This is a genomic window from Sphingomonas sp. PvP018 (assembly GCF_017876865.1).
Lineage (GTDB): Bacteria > Pseudomonadota > Alphaproteobacteria > Sphingomonadales > Sphingomonadaceae > Sphingomonas > Sphingomonas aerolata.
In genome coordinates this window covers 3,533,512-3,549,727 of the sequence record NZ_JAGIOU010000001.1, presented here as the reverse complement: position 1 = coordinate 3,549,727, position 16,216 = coordinate 3,533,512, and the positions used below count along the sequence as shown (strand labels likewise).

12 protein-coding genes and 1 tRNA gene are annotated in these 16,216 nt (G+C 66.2%); 8 read left to right on the top strand and 5 right to left on the bottom strand.

Annotated elements, in window-relative coordinates:
• Nucleotides 1–8 precede the first annotated feature (8 nt).
• The 3 genes from J3A66_RS15835 (at nt 9) to J3A66_RS15825 (ending at nt 2,350) form a co-directional block, all read left to right on the top strand.
• Nucleotides 9–1,328, top strand: coding sequence for a replication-associated recombination protein A (locus tag J3A66_RS15835; protein ID WP_056406173.1), 1,320 nt, complete (start codon nt 9–11; stop codon nt 1,326–1,328).
• Nucleotides 1,329–1,402: 74 nt separating this feature from the next.
• Nucleotides 1,403–2,257 carry a hypothetical protein gene (locus J3A66_RS15830; RefSeq protein ID WP_209569923.1) on the top strand — a complete coding sequence of 285 codons (855 nt, stop codon included), beginning with the start codon at nt 1,403–1,405 and terminating at the stop codon, nt 2,255–2,257.
• A gap of 17 nt (nt 2,258–2,274) precedes the next feature.
• Nucleotides 2,275–2,350 (top strand) — tRNA-Thr (locus tag J3A66_RS15825).
• Nucleotides 2,351–2,383: 33 nt separating this feature from the next.
• On the opposite strand, the gene J3A66_RS15820 is transcribed toward J3A66_RS15825, so the two are convergent.
• Both J3A66_RS15820 and J3A66_RS15815 read right to left on the bottom strand, forming a co-directional pair.
• Complete coding sequence (locus tag J3A66_RS15820; protein WP_209570542.1) at nt 2,384–5,380, bottom strand: glycosyl hydrolase family 28-related protein; 2,997 nt, start codon at nt 5,378–5,380, stop codon at nt 2,384–2,386.
• Nucleotides 5,381–5,465: 85 nt separating this feature from the next.
• On the bottom strand, nt 5,466–5,678 hold the full coding sequence (locus tag J3A66_RS15815) for a LuxR C-terminal-related transcriptional regulator (RefSeq protein ID WP_037529849.1): 213 nt from the start codon (nt 5,676–5,678) through the stop codon (nt 5,466–5,468).
• A gap of 378 nt (nt 5,679–6,056) precedes the next feature.
• On the opposite strand from J3A66_RS15815, the gene J3A66_RS15810 reads away from it, so the two are divergent.
• The 3 genes from J3A66_RS15810 (at nt 6,057) to J3A66_RS15800 (ending at nt 11,250) form a co-directional block, all read left to right on the top strand.
• Nucleotides 6,057–7,403 (top strand): gluconate:H+ symporter, encoded by a 1,347-nt coding sequence (locus J3A66_RS15810; protein WP_348634067.1) that lies wholly within the window; start codon nt 6,057–6,059, stop codon nt 7,401–7,403.
• A gap of 39 nt (nt 7,404–7,442) precedes the next feature.
• Nucleotides 7,443–8,120, top strand: a complete 678-nt coding sequence (locus tag J3A66_RS15805; protein ID WP_037529848.1) for an FCD domain-containing protein — start codon at nt 7,443–7,445, stop codon at nt 8,118–8,120.
• Nucleotides 8,121–8,250: 130 nt separating this feature from the next.
• Nucleotides 8,251–11,250: a TonB-dependent receptor gene (locus J3A66_RS15800; protein ID WP_245336841.1), complete on the top strand. Its 3,000-nt coding sequence runs from the start codon at nt 8,251–8,253 to the stop codon at nt 11,248–11,250.
• Between the two features lie 33 nt (nt 11,251–11,283).
• Here J3A66_RS15800 and J3A66_RS15795 read toward each other — a convergent pair whose 3' ends face one another.
• From J3A66_RS15795 to J3A66_RS15785, 3 genes are all read right to left on the bottom strand, one after another.
• Nucleotides 11,284–12,684 (bottom strand): methyl-accepting chemotaxis protein, encoded by a 1,401-nt coding sequence (locus tag J3A66_RS15795; protein ID WP_081874137.1) that lies wholly within the window; start codon nt 12,682–12,684, stop codon nt 11,284–11,286.
• Nucleotides 12,685–12,689: 5 nt separating this feature from the next.
• The gene (locus J3A66_RS15790) at nt 12,690–14,069 is read right to left on the bottom strand and encodes a diguanylate cyclase (RefSeq protein WP_209569920.1); all 1,380 of its coding nucleotides are present in this window, start codon (nt 14,067–14,069) and stop codon (nt 12,690–12,692) included.
• Between the two features lie 122 nt (nt 14,070–14,191).
• Nucleotides 14,192–14,503, bottom strand: coding sequence for a hypothetical protein (locus J3A66_RS15785; protein WP_152555395.1), 312 nt, complete (start codon nt 14,501–14,503; stop codon nt 14,192–14,194).
• Between the two features lie 525 nt (nt 14,504–15,028).
• Between J3A66_RS15785 and rplK the strand changes: the two genes are divergently transcribed.
• Nucleotides 15,029–15,460: a 50S ribosomal protein L11 gene (gene rplK / locus J3A66_RS15780; RefSeq protein WP_031392847.1), complete on the top strand. Its 432-nt coding sequence runs from the start codon at nt 15,029–15,031 to the stop codon at nt 15,458–15,460.
• Nucleotides 15,461–15,464: 4 nt separating this feature from the next.
• Complete coding sequence (rplA, locus tag J3A66_RS15775; RefSeq protein WP_031439626.1) at nt 15,465–16,157, top strand: 50S ribosomal protein L1; 693 nt, start codon at nt 15,465–15,467, stop codon at nt 16,155–16,157.
• The last annotated feature ends 59 nt before the right edge of the window (nt 16,158–16,216 follow it).

The following is a 16,216-nucleotide window of genomic DNA, read 5'->3' as shown; positions in this document are numbered from 1 at the left end:
TTGCGAGCATGGCCGACCTTTTCGCGGGTTTCGAACCCGCCCCCCCGCCCGACGCGCATCCTGAAAACGCACCGCTTGCCGATCGCCTGCGCCCGCGGACGCTCGACGAGGTCGTCGGGCAGGATCACATCACCGGCGCAGGCGGCGCGATCGGGCGGATGGTGGCGGCGGGACGGCTGTCGTCGATCATCCTCTGGGGACCGCCCGGCACCGGCAAGACGACGATCGCGCGCCTGCTTGCTGACGCAGTCGATCTGCGGTTCGTCGCGATCTCCGCGGTGTTCTCGGGCGTGGCCGATCTGAAAAAGGCGTTTGCCGAAGCCCGCGACCATGCGCGCCTGGGAAAGCGTACGCTGCTGTTCGTCGACGAGATCCACCGCTTCAATCGCGCGCAGCAGGACGGGTTTCTTCCCTATGTGGAAGACGGCACGGTGACGCTCGTCGGCGCGACGACGGAGAACCCGTCCTTCGAGCTCAACGCGGCACTGCTCAGCCGTGCGCAGGTCCTGATCCTCGAGCGACTGGGACGCGGCGCGCTCGAGCTGCTGCTGACCCGCGCGGCGACGCTGATGGACCGTCCGCTCCCGCTCACGCCCGAGGCGACCGATGCGCTGATCGCCAGCGCAGACGGCGATGGCCGGTTCCTGCTCAATCAGGCCGAGACATTGTTCTCGGTCGACTTGCCTGAACCGCTCGATCCGGCGGGGCTGTCGAACTTTCTCCAGCGCCGCGTCGCGGTGTACGACAAGGATCGCGAAGGGCATTACAACCTCATCAGCGCGCTGCACAAATCGATCCGCGGCAGCGATCCGCAGGCGGCGCTCTATTATCTCGGGCGGATGCTCACCGCGGGCGAGGAACCGCTGTTCCTGCTGCGCCGCCTGACGCGCGCCGCGGTCGAGGATATCGGCCTCGCCGATCCCCAGGCGCTGGTCCAGTGCATCGCCGCCAAGGACACCTATGATTTCCTCGGCAGTCCCGAAGGCGAACTCGCGATCGCCCAGGCCTGCGTCTATCTCGCCACCGCGCCTAAATCGAACGCGGTCTACAAGGCGCAGAAGGCGGCCTGGAAATCGGCGCGCGAGACGGGGTCGCTGATGCCGCCGGCCGCGATCCGCAACGCCCCCACCAAGCTCATGCGCGATATCGGCTATGGCAAGGGCTATGCCTATGACCATGATGCCGAGAACGCCTTTTCGGGGTCGGACTATTGGCCCGACGAGATGACGCCGCAGACCTTCTACGCGCCGACCGACCGCGGGTTCGAGAAGCGTATTGCCGAGCGGCTCGCCTGGTGGGACGAACGCCGGCAGGCCAAGGACGCCTAGCCGCGCATGAACGCCTGTGAGACGACTGGACGGCCCGCGCCCCGCCGGGTCAATGTGTGCTGCGTGCGTCTTCGATGACCCCCGATCACTTCGCGCAGTTCGTCGCGATCGACTGGTCCGGCGCGAAAGGACAGCGGCACAAAGGGATCGCCGTTGCGATCTGTGGCCGTGATCACGCTGCCCCGACGCTTGTCCCCGCACCGGACGGGATCTGGTCACGCCAGGCGGTGCTCGACTGGTTGGTCGCTCGCCGCGACCTGCCATTGCTTGCCGGCTTCGACTTCAGCTTTTCCGCCCCCTTCGTGACCCGTGGTGCGCATCTGCCCGGCGAACCGCCGACCGCCGATGCCCGCGCGCTCTGGGCAATGGTCGACGCGCAGAGCGACGATCCCGATCTCGGCGCCGCGTCGTTCATCGAGCGCCGCCGCGGCACGCAGTTCTATCTCGGCGCGGCGGACGGGGCCAAGGCCGATTTCCTGCATTGGCGTCGGTGCGAGATGCCGGACGACGGCAGCCGCAAACCCTCGACCGTGTATGACGCGATCGGCGCGGCGCAGGTCGCCAAGGCGAGCTTTGCCGGGATGCGCCTGCTGCACCGTCTCGACGGGCGGATCCCGGTCTGGCCGTTCGACGCGCCGCCGCGATCCGGCGCCGCGATCGTCGAAATCTATACGAGCATCGCCGCGCGCGCCGCGGGGCGCCCCGTCGGCCGCAGCAAGATGCGCGACGGCGTGACGCTCGACGCCGCGCTCGCCGCGCTCGGCTCCGCACCGCACCGCCCCCTCACGCGCTATGACGACCATGCGACCGACGCGATCCTGACCGCGGCCTGGCTCCGCGCCAATGCGAAGAACGCCGATTTCTGGTGTCCTCGGGCGATGACTTCGCTTATTGCTGCAACCGAAGGCTGGACGTTCGGCGTCACCTGACGCATGAGGCGCCCGCTGCCGGTTTAGCTCAGTTGGTAGAGCGCCAGTTTTGTAAACTGGATGTCGCGGGTTCGATTCCTGCAACCGGCACCACTCCTCCACCCGACCGCACCACCGCGCACGTCCTCAGATCGCGGTGGCGTACAGCGCATGGTGGGTGAGGATGAAGAGCGTGTGGTTGTCGGGGCCGCCGATCACCAGCTGCAGCGGACGGTCGGGCACGTCGATCCGCCGGACCAGCGCCCCCCCGGCATCATAGACGAACACCTGCCCATTGGCGACGTAGAGCCGGCCCGCGGCATCGCGCGCGACGCTTTCCCCGCCGCGATCGGCCACCGGCTTCAGGTCGGTGACCCTGCCCTGCGCCCCGACCAGACCGCTATAGGTGCGATTCTCCGACGCGTTGGTCAGGACGACGCGCTCGCCGGGCCGCGCGGCGACGAAGCCGTTCGCGTTCAGCGTATCCGACCAGCGCCATCCCTGATGATCGTCCGGCCCCTGATTCCACACGCGAAAGGCGGGCAGCGCGAGCGAACCGTCGGGCGACACATATTGCGCCGCCTTGGCCTCGCCCATTTTCGCCGCGAACAGGTCCGCCATCGTCGGATACTGATAGCTGACGGGATCGATCCGGTCCGCGAATTCACCGTTTTCCCAGACGTTGACCGGCAGCACGATGGCGGCATCCTTGTTCGCCGGGCCGGATTCGGCGATCGCGGTCGGTGCGATGACCTGGACGTCGGCGGGCTTTGCCGGATCGATGCTGTAGACCGTGGCATCGCGTCCTGCCGACGACAGGACCAACAGCCGCCCCGATCGATCGACCATCAGATTGACCGGATCGAGTGGTGCCTCCGCGACGATCGACAGACCTTCGCGCTTCGACCAGCCATGGATGCGCTGGAAATGGCGGTCGATGAAGTAAAGCTTGCCGTTCGCGTCGACCGCACCGCCAGCGATCGAATAAAAGCCGTCGGCGAGCTTCTCGACCGCCGCGGTAACCGGGGTCTTGGGCGCAGGCGCCGCGGGCACGTCGAGCCGGGCGAACTCACGCTCGCGGACCTCCTGCCCGCCGGTGATGTCCTTGATCGCGTTCTCGAAGGGATATTTGCTCGCCCGCAGGAAGGTGCCGCAGCCTTTTGCATCGCAACTCGCAAACCCGCTTTCGGCGTTCACATGGACATTGCGGAAGCGGATATCGCCCGACTCGTAGAGCTTGATCGCCGCATCCATCGGCTTGATCGAGCGGGTGACGCGGTAGCCGTGATAATTGGCGAACAGGATGTTGCGCGAATGGCGGATCTCGGTCGAGATCGCGTCGACGCCGTCGCGAACCTCCTGCTCGGTCTGCGGCGCGAGGAACTCCCAGTTCGCGACATGATCGAGGACGATTTCGGCGCGATAATGATGCTCGGCCGACAATTGGTAGACATGGCCCGGCGTGCTGGTGTTCGACACGTGAAACCCCGCCGATGCCAGCGTGTTGGGGGACCACAAGGCGGCGAAGGTGCCGCCGCCGCCGTCCGTCACCCAGATGCTGGGATATTGCCCGTCGAAGCGCGCACGCGGATCACCGAAGCCGATCGGGCTTCCCTTGGTCAGCGCAGTGCCGCCGCCGCCCTGGATCTTGACGTCATTGACCATCGACGCCTCGCCCGCCTTCCACAGCAATGCGGTCGCGCGCGGATTGACGCCGCCGGTCCACAGCCCCAGCCCGGACACGATCGCATCGCCCCCCTTGGCGCTTTCGATCAGCGCCTTGGGGCCCCCGACCCCCATGAAAGCCGGTGTCAAATCGGCCAGATAGAGATGCGTGAGCCCGGGATGCAACGCGATCAGCACGGTGTCGGGCCGGAGGCGGATCGTGTCGGTGACGCGGTAGCGCCCGGTCGGGAAATACAGCACGCGGTGCGTGTCGACCGCGCGCTGCAATGCGGCGGTATCGTCGGTCTCGTCGTCGCCCCTGACGCCGAGATCATGGACATTGGCCCAGTCCTGAACCGGCGGCATGGCCCGGATCGCGCGCGCGGGCCGCGCGGGCGTGCGGGTGAGCGGCGTCATCGCGACGTCGGTCGCATAGTCGCCGATCGCACCCAGCGCCGGCAGCTTCAGGCCATAGGAGAAGTCGCTGACCCGGTAGCGCGCGCCCGATCCCGCCACCGTCTTGCCGCTGTCGCGAAACCGCACGAAGGTCGGGGTGTCGACCGCCACCGCATTGTCGAACCCGATCTGCGTGAAGACGCTGCCCTCGTTCGAAACGACGACGCCGGCGCGCGTGACCTTCTCGAACCGGACGTCCTTCCCCCACAGCGAATCCGAATAGCCGCGATCGATCTCGATACCGACCGGCGTGTCGCGGATGACGACGTTGACCAGAGTCAGATCGACCTCATGCTCGCGGATCGCGGCATCGCGCTGCCCGGAAAACTCGGAGTCGAGCAGCGTGAACTGCCATGCGGGCGACGTCTTTTCCGACATTATGCCATAGCGCCCACCGAAGAAGCGCAGATTCTCGAAAGCATTGCCCGCCTGATAGACGCCCGCCAGCCCCGATCCGATGTGAAAGTCGGCATGCCGCAGATAGCCATGCTGCGCGACGCGGAAGCGCACCGCGACCGCGCCCGCATTGCCCGCGCCGATCCGGAAGTCGATGTTCGACAGCGCCGAATAGAAGGTGCTCGACGTCGCGTCGAAGATGCTCGGATCGAACGGCACGCTGGTCCGCGGCGGCACCGGCGCCTTGCCGACCCGGTATTGATCCTCGCCGGTGAAGCTGACCATCACGGCCACCCCGGATGCGAAGCCCGCACTGTTATCGGCGAGCAGGATCTCGGGCCGGGTCGCCCCTACCCCGAACAGGCGGACCGCGGAGCGGACGAAGATCGTCCGGCTGATCCGGTACCGGCCCGATGGCAGGAAGACGACGCCGCCCTTGCCGCCCGCCGCCGCCGCGTCGATCGCCTGCTGGATCGCGGCGCTGTCATCGGCGCGACCATCGCCGACGCCGCGGACCGTGATCGCCCGCGGATCGGCCGGCGCGGTGCGATAGACCGACGTCGTCCCGGCGAACGCCGGGGTCGCGAGCAGCAACAGCGCCGTGCCCGCCAGCCATTTCACGTCCATCATTCATCTCTCCGTGAGTGCCGCCCGGCTGCCGGCCTAACGAAGGCCGCTGATCGCTTCAGGCGCGACAAAGGTCGTAGCCGGGTCAGGCCGCCTGCAGCATGAGCGTATGCGCGAGCACCGCGACCTGCGTGCGGTTGCGCACGTTGAGCTTGCGCATCAACGCGGTCATGTGCGCCTTCACGGTCGCTTCCGCGATGCCGAGATCGAAGGCGATCTGCTTGTTGAGCAATCCCGAATGCACGCCGCGCAGGACCTTGATCTGCGTCGGCGTCAGCCGCGGCAGCGGAGCGCGCATGGCAAGCGCCTGGCCCGCGTTCGTAGTCGCGTTCGAGATTGCGTTCGAAGTCGCGGGGGCGTGCTGGATTTGCCGTGCGGTCTGGGCAGTCCCGTCCATGGTCATCCTCCTCTGCTGTCGGCTTTTCACGCCCCGGTCGATCGCCGCGGTCAAAGGCTTCTCAGTGCCCGTCCACCCATCTCTCTTGCGGAGTCGGTTGGACAGGTCTTCACTATGCCTCCGCATTTTCGCGGTGATCAAGCCTTTTCGGTGTCGTCAGACAGAAACCTGTCCTACAGCTGTTATAAAACCGGCAGGCGAACGCGTCGTCGGATCATTGGGAGTGATGTCGATGATGCAGTCACAGCGCGGTCGCATGCGAACGAACGGCACCCATCCGTGATCGGCGGCGACCTGAGGCTCGTGATCGCGGCGCTGGCGGGCATCGCGCTGGCCGTCGTGATGATCGTCCGCGGCCGGCTGCATCCCTTTATCGGCCTGTTGTGCGGTGCGTTCACCGTCGGGCTGCTGGCCGGCCTGCCGCTGCCCGACGTCGCCAAGGCGGTGCAGAAGGGTGTCGGCGACATCATCGGCGGGACCGGGCTGGTCGTCGCGCTCGGCCTGTCGCTTGGCGCGATGCTGCATCTGTCGGGGGCCGCGGCGTCGCTCGCCCGCGGCGCGCTGCAGATGACCGGCGCACGCGCCGCCCCCTGGGCAACGCTGGGCATTGCGATCGTCGTCGGCCTGCCGCTGTTCTTCGAAACCGGGCTCGTCCTGCTGCTGCCGATCGTCGTCGCCGCCGCGGAGGAAATGACGGGCGAGGACGGCCCGGCGCGCGATGCCGCCAAACTCCGGCTGATCATGCCGGCGCTGGCCGGGCTCGGCGTCGTCCATGCGCTCGTCCCGCCGCATCCGGGTCCGTTGCTCGCGGTCGAGGCGCTGGGCGCGGATCTGGGGCGGACGATGCTGTACGGCATTCTGATCGCCATCCCCACCGCGGTGATCGCGGGTCCGCTGCTGGCGAAGATCACGACGCGCGGCGTCCGGCTGGCGTCACCGGTCGCGACCGACGCCGGGCTCGCTATAGCACCGCCGCCGCGGCTCTGGTCGCTGCTGATCGTGCTGCTGCCGGTGCTGATGATCGCGACAGGCGAACTGGGGCAGATGATGCCCGCGCTCAAGGGAGCGGGCTGGCTCGTCGCGGCGAGCAACCCGGTCGTCGCGCTGCTGCTGACCAACCTCGTCGCGCTGCCGCTGCTGTTCGGGCGACGGCTGCGCGAGGCGGCGATCCAGGACGCGGTGTGGCATGAAACGATGGGCGCGGCGGGGGCGATCCTGCTGGCGATCGGCGCGGGCGGCGCACTGAAACAGGTGCTGGTGACCGCCGGGCTGTCCGACCTGCTCGCCCGGACGGTGCTGATGTATGCGATCTCCCCGCTGCTGCTGGGCTGGCTCGTCGCGGTCGCGATCCGGCTCGCGGCGGGGTCGGCGACGGTCGCGACGATCACCGCGGTCGGGATCATGCCCGGCGTCGTTGCGAATTCGGGCGTATCCCCCGAACTCGTCGTGCTCGCGATCGGCGCCGGCTCGGTCTTCTTCAGCCATGTCAACGATCCCGGCTTCTGGCTGGTCAAGAGCTATGTCGGCACGAGTACTGCCGACACCTTCCGCACCTGGTCGCTACTCGAGACCGCGATCTCGGTGGTCGGCCTCGTCCTCGTCCTGGCGCTGAGCTATGTCGTCTGAGATGGGACAGGATGCGGTGACGAGAGGGGGCGGGTGCCCGTGAGCGAGGGGCGGCTGGCGGATCGCGCCTATACCGCGATCGTGCGGATCATCACCGACGAGGAACTCGCGATCGGCGATCGGCTGCCATCGGAGGCGAAGCTCGCGGCGATGTTCGGCATGTCGCGGACGATCGTTCGCGAGGCGCTGGCCCGGCTCGCCTCGGACGGCATCACCCAGGCGCGGCTTGGCGCGGGCTCCTATGTCAAGCGGCGGCCGTCCGCGCGGCTCGGCACGCATATGCCAATGGATGCGCTTGCCGCGACGCTCGGCACCTATGAGGTCCGCTTCGTGCTCGAGGCGGAGGCGGCACGGCTCGCGGCGCAGCGACGCTCGGACGAACAGCTCGCGGCGATCGAGCAGGCGCTCGAGGCGTTGCGCGCGGCGCTGCTCTCGAACGCCCCCGCCCATGACGAGGACTGGCTGCTCCACCGCGCAATCGTCGAGGCGACCGCCAACGCGGCGTTCCTGCCGGTGTTCGAGCATCTCCAGGATGCGGTGATGCGGATCCTGCGCGCCGGCGTGGACATATCGCGGTCGCGCGCGCCGGAGGTGATCGGCGCGATGATGGACGAGCATGACGCGATCGTCGAGGCGATCCGGGCGCAGGATGCCGACGGCGCCGCGCTGGCGATGCGCTGGCATTTGTCGCAGGGCCGCAAACGCCTCATGCCCTGATTGCACCTCGAACGTTGCGACGATGGTCGTAGATGTTCCCCCCGCCGGTCCACGATAGGATCGCCGCATAACGGATTGCGGACCCGGACCGGACAGACGGCCTGGGCCATGACCGAAAGGGGATGGGATCATGGCGAAGGCCAGGCACGACCGAGATTTTGCCGCACGCATCGGCGGCACCGCGACCGGGATGATGGTGTCGGCGATCGCGCTGATCGGGACACCCGTTCTCGCCCAGACCGCCCCCCCGGCCCCGCCCCCGACCGTGACGCCGGCGACGCCGCTCGCCGAGGACAGCCCGCCACCGCCGTCCGCGGCCGACATCGTCGTCACCGGCACGCGCATCACCACCAGCGGGTTCAACGCGCCGACGCCGACGACCGTGATCGGCGAGGAACAGATCCTCAAAAATGCCCAGCCGAACATCTTCAACGCGATCGCGCAATTGCCGTCGCTGCAAGGCTCGACCGGCGCGGCGACCGGCACGTTCAGCACGTCGAGCGGCACGCAGGGGCTCAGCTCGTTTTCGCTGCGGGGCCTCGGGCCGATCCGGACGCTGACCCTGCTCGACGGGCAACGCGTCGTCGGCGCGAACGTGACGGGCGTTCCGGACATCAGCATGTTCCCGCAACTGCTCGTCAAGCGCGTCGACGTGGTCACGGGCGGTGCGTCCGCTTCTTACGGCTCGGACGCAGTCGGCGGCGTGGTCAACTTCATCACCGACACGCGGTTCACCGGGTTCAAGGGCAATATCCAGGGCGGCATCACCAATTACGGCGACGATCAGCAGGCACTGGTCCAGGCGGCGTTCGGCAAATCGCTGTTCAATGACCGGCTGCACCTGATCGTCAGCGCCGAATATGATCATGAGGACGGCGTCGGGCCCGGCGATTTCGGCACCGATCTCGCCAAGGGGCGCGACTGGTACCGCGCGACGACTTTGGTCAATACCGGCCAGGCGAATAACGGCCTGCCGCAGTTCAACTATCGCGACTATGCCCAGCCCTATCAATATGCGCGGTTCGGGCTGATCAACAACGGCCCGCTACAGGGGATCGCGTTCGACCAGAATGGCGCGCCGTTCAACTTCAACTATGGATCGAACGGGCGCCCGACCGGGACGGGTGGCGTGACCGGCTGCTTCCCCGGCAACAGCTTCTGCGTCGGCGGCGACCTGTCGGGTGCGCCGGGGTCGGGCGCGTCGCTCAAATCCTCGCTCGAACGCCTCAACGGCTTCACCCGCGTCGGCTTCGACTTTGCCGAGAACAACGAAGCCTATGTCACCGTCAACCTCGCGCAGGTGAAGACCAGCAACCAGCCGAGCCCAGGCTATAATCGCCCCAGTCTGACCGTACAGTGCGCCAATCCGTATCTGCCGCAGCTGATCCGCGATCGGTGTGCGACCGCCGGGATCACGCAGTTCGGCTTCGGCACGAGCAACGGCAATTTCCCCGATCCGCTGGTGCAGACCGACCGCCGCCAATACCGGTTCGTGGGCGGGCTTAAGGGGCGGTTCGATCTGGCCGGCACCGACTGGAATTATGACGGCTATTACGAACATGGCATCACGATCGCGCATATCGATGTCGAGAACACCGTGTTGCAGAACCGCTATGTCGCGGCTGCCAACGCGATCACGCTGAACGGCGCGATCGTCTGCGCCGACGCCGCCGCGCGCGCTGCAGGGTGTCAGCCGATCAACATCTTCGGCGGGTCGCCCCCCTCCGCCGCAGCGCTTGCCTATGTCACGCCGGTCAACGGACCGTTGCAGCGGACCAAGCTGACGCAGGACGTCGCCAGCCTCAACTTCTCGGGCGAGCCGCTCGGCCTCTGGGCAGGGCCGCTCGCGGTCGCGTTCGGCGGCGAATATCGGCGGGAATATTACCGCGTCCACGGCGATCCCTATGGCGCCGGCGTCACTGCGCTCAGCCCCAACAGCGCCGACTATCCCGCGGACCCGCTGCTGAATTCGACGCTCGGCAGCAACTGGGCGGCGGGCAACTACAAGAACGGTGGCGGCAAATACGAGGTCTATGAAGGCTTTCTCGAGCTGAACCTGCCGCTGTTCAAGGGCGATGCGATCGGTCGCGCGAACCTGAACGGTGCGGGCCGCGTCACGCATTACAGCACGTCGGGGACAATCTGGGCGTGGAAGATCGGCGGCACCTGGGAGACGCCGCTCGACGGCATCCGCCTGCGCGCGGTGACGTCGCGCGACGTCCGCGCGCCCAATTTGTCCGAATTGTTCGCCGCACCGACCGTCACGACGCTGCCCAACTTCACCAACCCCTTCCCCCCCGGCGGCGGCGTCCAGGCGTTCCAGAACACCATCGGCAATCCGGACCTGAAGCCCGAGATCGCGCGCAATACCGAAGCCGGCATCGTCCTGTCGCACCCGTCCTGGCTGCCCGGGCTCGGCCTGTCGTTCGACTATTACAGCATCAAGCTCGACGGCGTGATCTCGACGCTGTCGGCCGACCAGATCGTGCGCTTCTGCTTCGAGGGCAATCAGGCGTTCTGCGGCGGCTTCGTGCTGAACAGCCCGACCCAGGGCGGCAATTTCATCAACGTCCAGCCATTCAACCTCGCCTCGTGGAAGACCAGCGGGTTCGACATCGAAGCGAGCTACCAGTGGAAGCGGCCGCTCGGCCTGCCGGGCAATTTCACCCTCCGCGCGCTCGGCACCAATGTCCGCGAGTTCCTTGTGAAGGCGGGCATCGCCGGCGTCGCGACGGTCGACCAGGCGGGCGCCAACAATGGGGCGACGCCCGACTGGAAATGGCTCGCCACGCAGAGCTACGACAATGACCTCTTCAGCCTGACGTTGCAGGAACGCTGGTTCTCCGACGGCAATTTCGGCAGCCAGTATGTCGTGTGCACGACCGCCTGCCCCGCTTCGACCGCCAATAACCCGACGATCGATTACAACACGATGAAGGGCGCCTTCTATGTCGATCTCGGCGGGTCGGTGAACCTGTCCAAGCAGGTCAGCCTGTTCTTCAAGGTCGACAACCTGTTCGATCACGATCCCGAACCCGCGCCGCAGACCAATACCGGCCTCGACGTGAACCCCGCGCTCTACGACACGCTCGGCCGCATCTACCGGCTCGGCATGCGCGCCCGCTTCTAGACCAGGACCCGCACCCGACCCGGCTGGTCAGTCCTACCAGCTCGGCCGGGTCAGCGCGGTGATCGCGGAGGCGGGCAGCCGCCGGGTATCGCTCGCCAGCGTATAATGGTCGCGTTCGCCCGTTGCCGGCTGCGCCGCCGAGGCCGGTGCCGCCTGCCGGACCCCGCCGCCATCGACGACGAAGCGTTGCGCGTGCTGTGCGAGCAGCTGGACCTCCTGCGCGAGCTGCCGCGCCGCGGCGGACGTCTGCTCGACCATTGCCGCGTTCTTCTGCGTCGCCTGGTCCATGCTGCCGACCGCGGCGCTCACCTCGGTGATCGCGAGGGCCTGCGCCTGGTTGTCGGTCGCGATCTGCCGCGAAATATCCGCCGCTTCACGCCCCGAGGCGACGATCCCCGACAGCGCCTGATCGACCAGTTGCACCGCGTCGACCGCCGCACCGATATCGACCTGCGTCACGGTCAGCTGGTTGCGCGCGCGCTTGGCCTCTTCCTCCGCGCGCATCGCCAGCGCGGACACCAGATCGGCGACCACCGCAAAGCCACGTCCGGCATCGCCCGCGCGTCCCGCCTCGACCGCCGCGTTCATCGCCAGGACGCGGGTCTGGAACGCGATCTTGTCGAGTCCCTCGATGACGCTGTCGATCCCCTTTGCGCTATCGCTGACGCGCTCCATCGCCTGGACCGCCGTGTCGGTCTTGTGGCGTCCATGATCGAGCGCGCTCAGCGCCTGCTCGGACGTCGCCACCGACCGCGTCGCGCCCTGCGCGGTATCCTTCAGGCGATTGTCCATCTGATGGATCGCCGCCGACGTCTCCTCCAGGCTCGCCGCGGTGCTCTCGGTTCGCCGCGCCAGATCCTCGGACGCCTGCGCAATCTCGCCCGAGCCGATCTGGATCCTGGAGGCGCCCTGCGCGACCGAGCGGATCAGGTCGCGCAAGCTGGCAAGCGCGATATTGAAGTTCGCTTTCAGGTCCTCGTAGATCGCCGGATAGTCCTCGGTGATGTCGACAGTCAGATTGCCCTCGGCCACCTGCTTGAAATTCTGCGCCATGCGGTTGACCACATCGGCGTTGCGTGACGCCTCGACGTTCAGCGCAATCTGCACCCGCGCATTCTCCTGGAACGTTCCCATCGCCTTGGTCATGCGGCCGACGCAGTCGCGAAAGTTCGTGAACTCGATCGGGCTCTCGAGATCACCCGCGGCCAGCGCCTCCATGCGAACGACGGTGGTGACATAGGGCACCGCGATCATTTCGCGATACGTATAGCCAAGCCCAACCGCAATCAGCGTTGCCGCGACGCCCGCGCCGATCAGCGCGGTGCCCTTAAGGACCAATCCCGCAATTGCGGTGCAGGCGACCAGAATGACGAAACTGGAAAAGGCGATCAACAGTTTCAGGCGGATAGGCGCGTCGGCTTTGAACCATAGCATTCGGGTTATCCTTTGGGAGAGATCGAGCGGGAAAATGGCGCGCGGGACGGCGGCGTCACGGAGCCCCTGGGATGGATGGCGCGGTCGTCGCACACGGTGTTGCGGCCGGCTTCCTTGGCCCGGTAGAGCGCACGGTCCGCGCGCTCGACGAGATCATCGGCGAGGACGTCGGCGCTGCGGTGATCCCGGCTAAGCGATGCGTGACCCACGCTGACGGTCAGCACCGGGCGTGTTCCGTCCTGATGGTCGACGCGCAACGTCTCGACCGCCGCACGGATCGTTTCCGCCGCGGTCGCCGCAACATCGGCACCGGCACTGGGCAGCAGCACCGCGAATTCCTCGCCGCCGAAACGCGCGACCAGATCATTGGCGCGCCGCACCGCTGACCGGATGGCGGTCGCGACGATCCGCAGGCACGCATCGCCCTGCTGATGACCATGATTATCGTTGAACCGCTTGAAATGATCGATGTCGATGAGGATCAGCGACAGGTCGTCACCCGACCGGATCGCGCGGCGTACCTCCTCCGCCAGCGTCCGGTTGAACCGTCGCCGATTGGCGAGCTGGGTCAGCGCGTCGCTGAACGCGTGATGCGCGTTTTCGAGGCGCAGCTCGACCGATTCGGTGATGTCGGTCGCGATCTTGACGATCCGTGTCGGCTTGCCGCACGCGTCAAGGATGGGGTTGTAGCTGGCCTGCAGCCAGATCGGCCGCCCGTCCCGCCCGATCCGGCGGAATTCGGAGCGTATGAACTCCCCCTCGCGCAGCCGTTCCCAGAACCGCTCATAACTGGGATCACAGGCGTCCTCGGGGGTCACGAACATGCGGTGATGCCGACCGCGAATGTCGGTCTCGGTATAGCCGGTAATTGCGAGATAGAGCGGATTGGCGGACAGGATCGTCCCGTCGAGCGCGAATTCGATCATCGCGGTCGATCGCGAGATCGCCTCGAGCATCTTGATTTTGTCCGCGGCGTGCTGATGCTCATGCGTGATATCGTTGGCGAGCTTGAACACGCGCTGCGGGACGCCGTTGCTGTCCAGCACGGGCATATAGGTCGCCTGCAACCAGACTTCGCGACCATCCTTGGCGACGCTGCCGAACTCGGTCTGGATCAGACGCCCCTTGCGCAGCGTGTTCCAGACGGTCGCATAGTCCGCCGTCCCCGCCGCGGTCAGCCGGACGAAGCTGCTGTGATGGCCGCCGATCAGGTCCTGCGCCTCGCGACCGAAGATGCGCAGATAGCGATCATTGACCGCCAGCACCTCGCCTTCCATCGAGAATTGCACCGTCGGGATCGACCGCGCCAGCGCGTCGACGACGAACGGGGCGTTCGCCATATCCCATCTGCCGCCGTCGTCCGCGACGTTGATCATCGTATCCATGCCGAAACTCTCGGAGTGACGGGCGTGCAACGACACGTCCGGCCTCCATTATAGGCCGGCACCATAGTGCCCCGGGCGCATCGGCGCTTTTTTGGCGCGGTCCGGACGACGAACCGCGCGGCCTAGCGCGAGACGGCGCGCCCGGCGATCAGGTACAGGATACAGCCAGACCCGACGAGCATGCCGGGCAGGAACAGCATCGCCGCGGCGATATGCGGCATATCCCGGTAGAGAAGATAATGCGGCCGGTCGGACACATAGATGCTCAACCCGCAGACGATCAGCGCGGTCGCGAGGCAGATCATGGCAAGCGAAACCTTGGGACCAGCGTCCCCGACATGCTCCTCGTCATGCTTCGACGGCCGCATCAGGATCACTGACAGGGCATAGGTTGCGGATATTCCAACGATAATTCCGACGACAAGTATCGTCACCGGTCGGTCAAGTATAAGCGAGCATGCCAATATGAATCCAAGCGGGATCATTAGACCAAGCGCAAGCCCGAGCGCCATTGTAAGGAATCTCAATGTTCCGCTTTCATGATCAAAGGCCGCTCTCATGGCTGTCCTAATCTCTCCTTGCGCAGGACTTGCCACATTTGCCGTCTTTTCGCTCATGATTTAGATCATCTTGTACGAATAACTTGAAATTTGCTGATCTGGATCATTGCGGTGAAGGTGAAGACTTTCGGACTGCAATCGGTTGCATACTCAGCGCCAGCCGTTGCTGTGACCGGTCGGGCGATCCCGACGCCGGGACATGGCCGGCGCCTGCGCCGCGATCGCCAATGGTCAGTGCACAGGCTTGCACCAGCGGCACGCCTCGGCTATGCGCGCCAGCTTCCAACATCTGATGATGGAACCTGCGGGAGACGCGCGTCGAGCGTGCGTCGTTCGTACCGCTAGACTCGAAACCGGGCCGTACGCGCTTATGCGGGCGGCCCCTATCAAGAGAGTGACATGGCTAAAAAGATTACCGGATACATCAAGCTGCAGGTCCCTGCAGGCGAGGCAAAGCCCGCGCCGCCGATCGGGCCTGCGCTGGGTCAGCGCGGCGTGAACATCATGGAGTTCTGCAAGGCGTTCAACGCCGGCACGAGCGAACTGAAGAAGGGCATGCCGATCCCGACCGTCATCACGGTCTATGCGGATCGCTCGTTCTCGTTCGAGACGAAGACCCCGCCGGCATCGTACCTGATCAAGGAGGCCGCCGGTCTCAAGTCGGGTTCGAAGGAGCCGGGCAAGGTCGTCGCTGGCAAGATCAAGCGCTCGCAGCTGAGCGAGATCGCCACGACGAAGATGAAGGACCTCAACGCCAACGATATCGACGCTGCGACGAAGATCATCGAAGGCAGCGCCCGCGCAATGGGCCTCGAAGTGGTGGAGGGCTGATATCATGGCAAAGCTGACCAAGAAGCAGAAGGCCGTCACGGTCGACACCGTCAAGCTGCACGCAATTGACGAGGCGATCGCGCTCGCACGCTCCGGCGCCACGTCGAAGTTCGACGAGACGATCGAAGTCGCGCTGAACCTGGGCGTTGATCCGCGTCACGCAGACCAGATGGTCCGCGGCGTGGTGACGCTGCCCAAGGGCACCGGCAAGACCGTTCGCGTCGGCGTGTTCGCCCGCGGCGCGAAGGCTGAAGAGGCTCTCGCAGCAGGCGCAGACGTCGTCGGTGCGGAAGACCTGATGGAGACCATCCAGGGTGGCACGATCGATTTCGATCGCTGCATCGCGACCCCGGACATGATGGGCATCGTCGGTCGTCTCGGTAAGGTTCTGGGCCCCAAGGGCCTGATGCCGAACCCGAAGCTCGGCACGGTGACGATGAACGTCGCGCAGGCGGTCAAGGACGCCAAGGGCGGCCAGATCGAATACCGCGTCGAGAAGGCCGGCATCATCCATTCGGGCATCGGCAAGGCGTCGTTCCCGGCAGAAGACCTGCGCGCGAACTTCGACGCGCTGGTTGACGCCGTGGTCAAGGCCAAGCCGTCGGGCGCGAAGGGCAAGTATGTCCGCAAGATCGCGGTTTCGAGCACCATGGGTGCCGGGATCAAGGTCGACACGACGGAAGTCGCCGGCGCCTGATCGGCGTTCGCGCTTTCGAGTGTTAGGAAAAGGGCCGGGAGAGCGATCTCCCGGCCCTA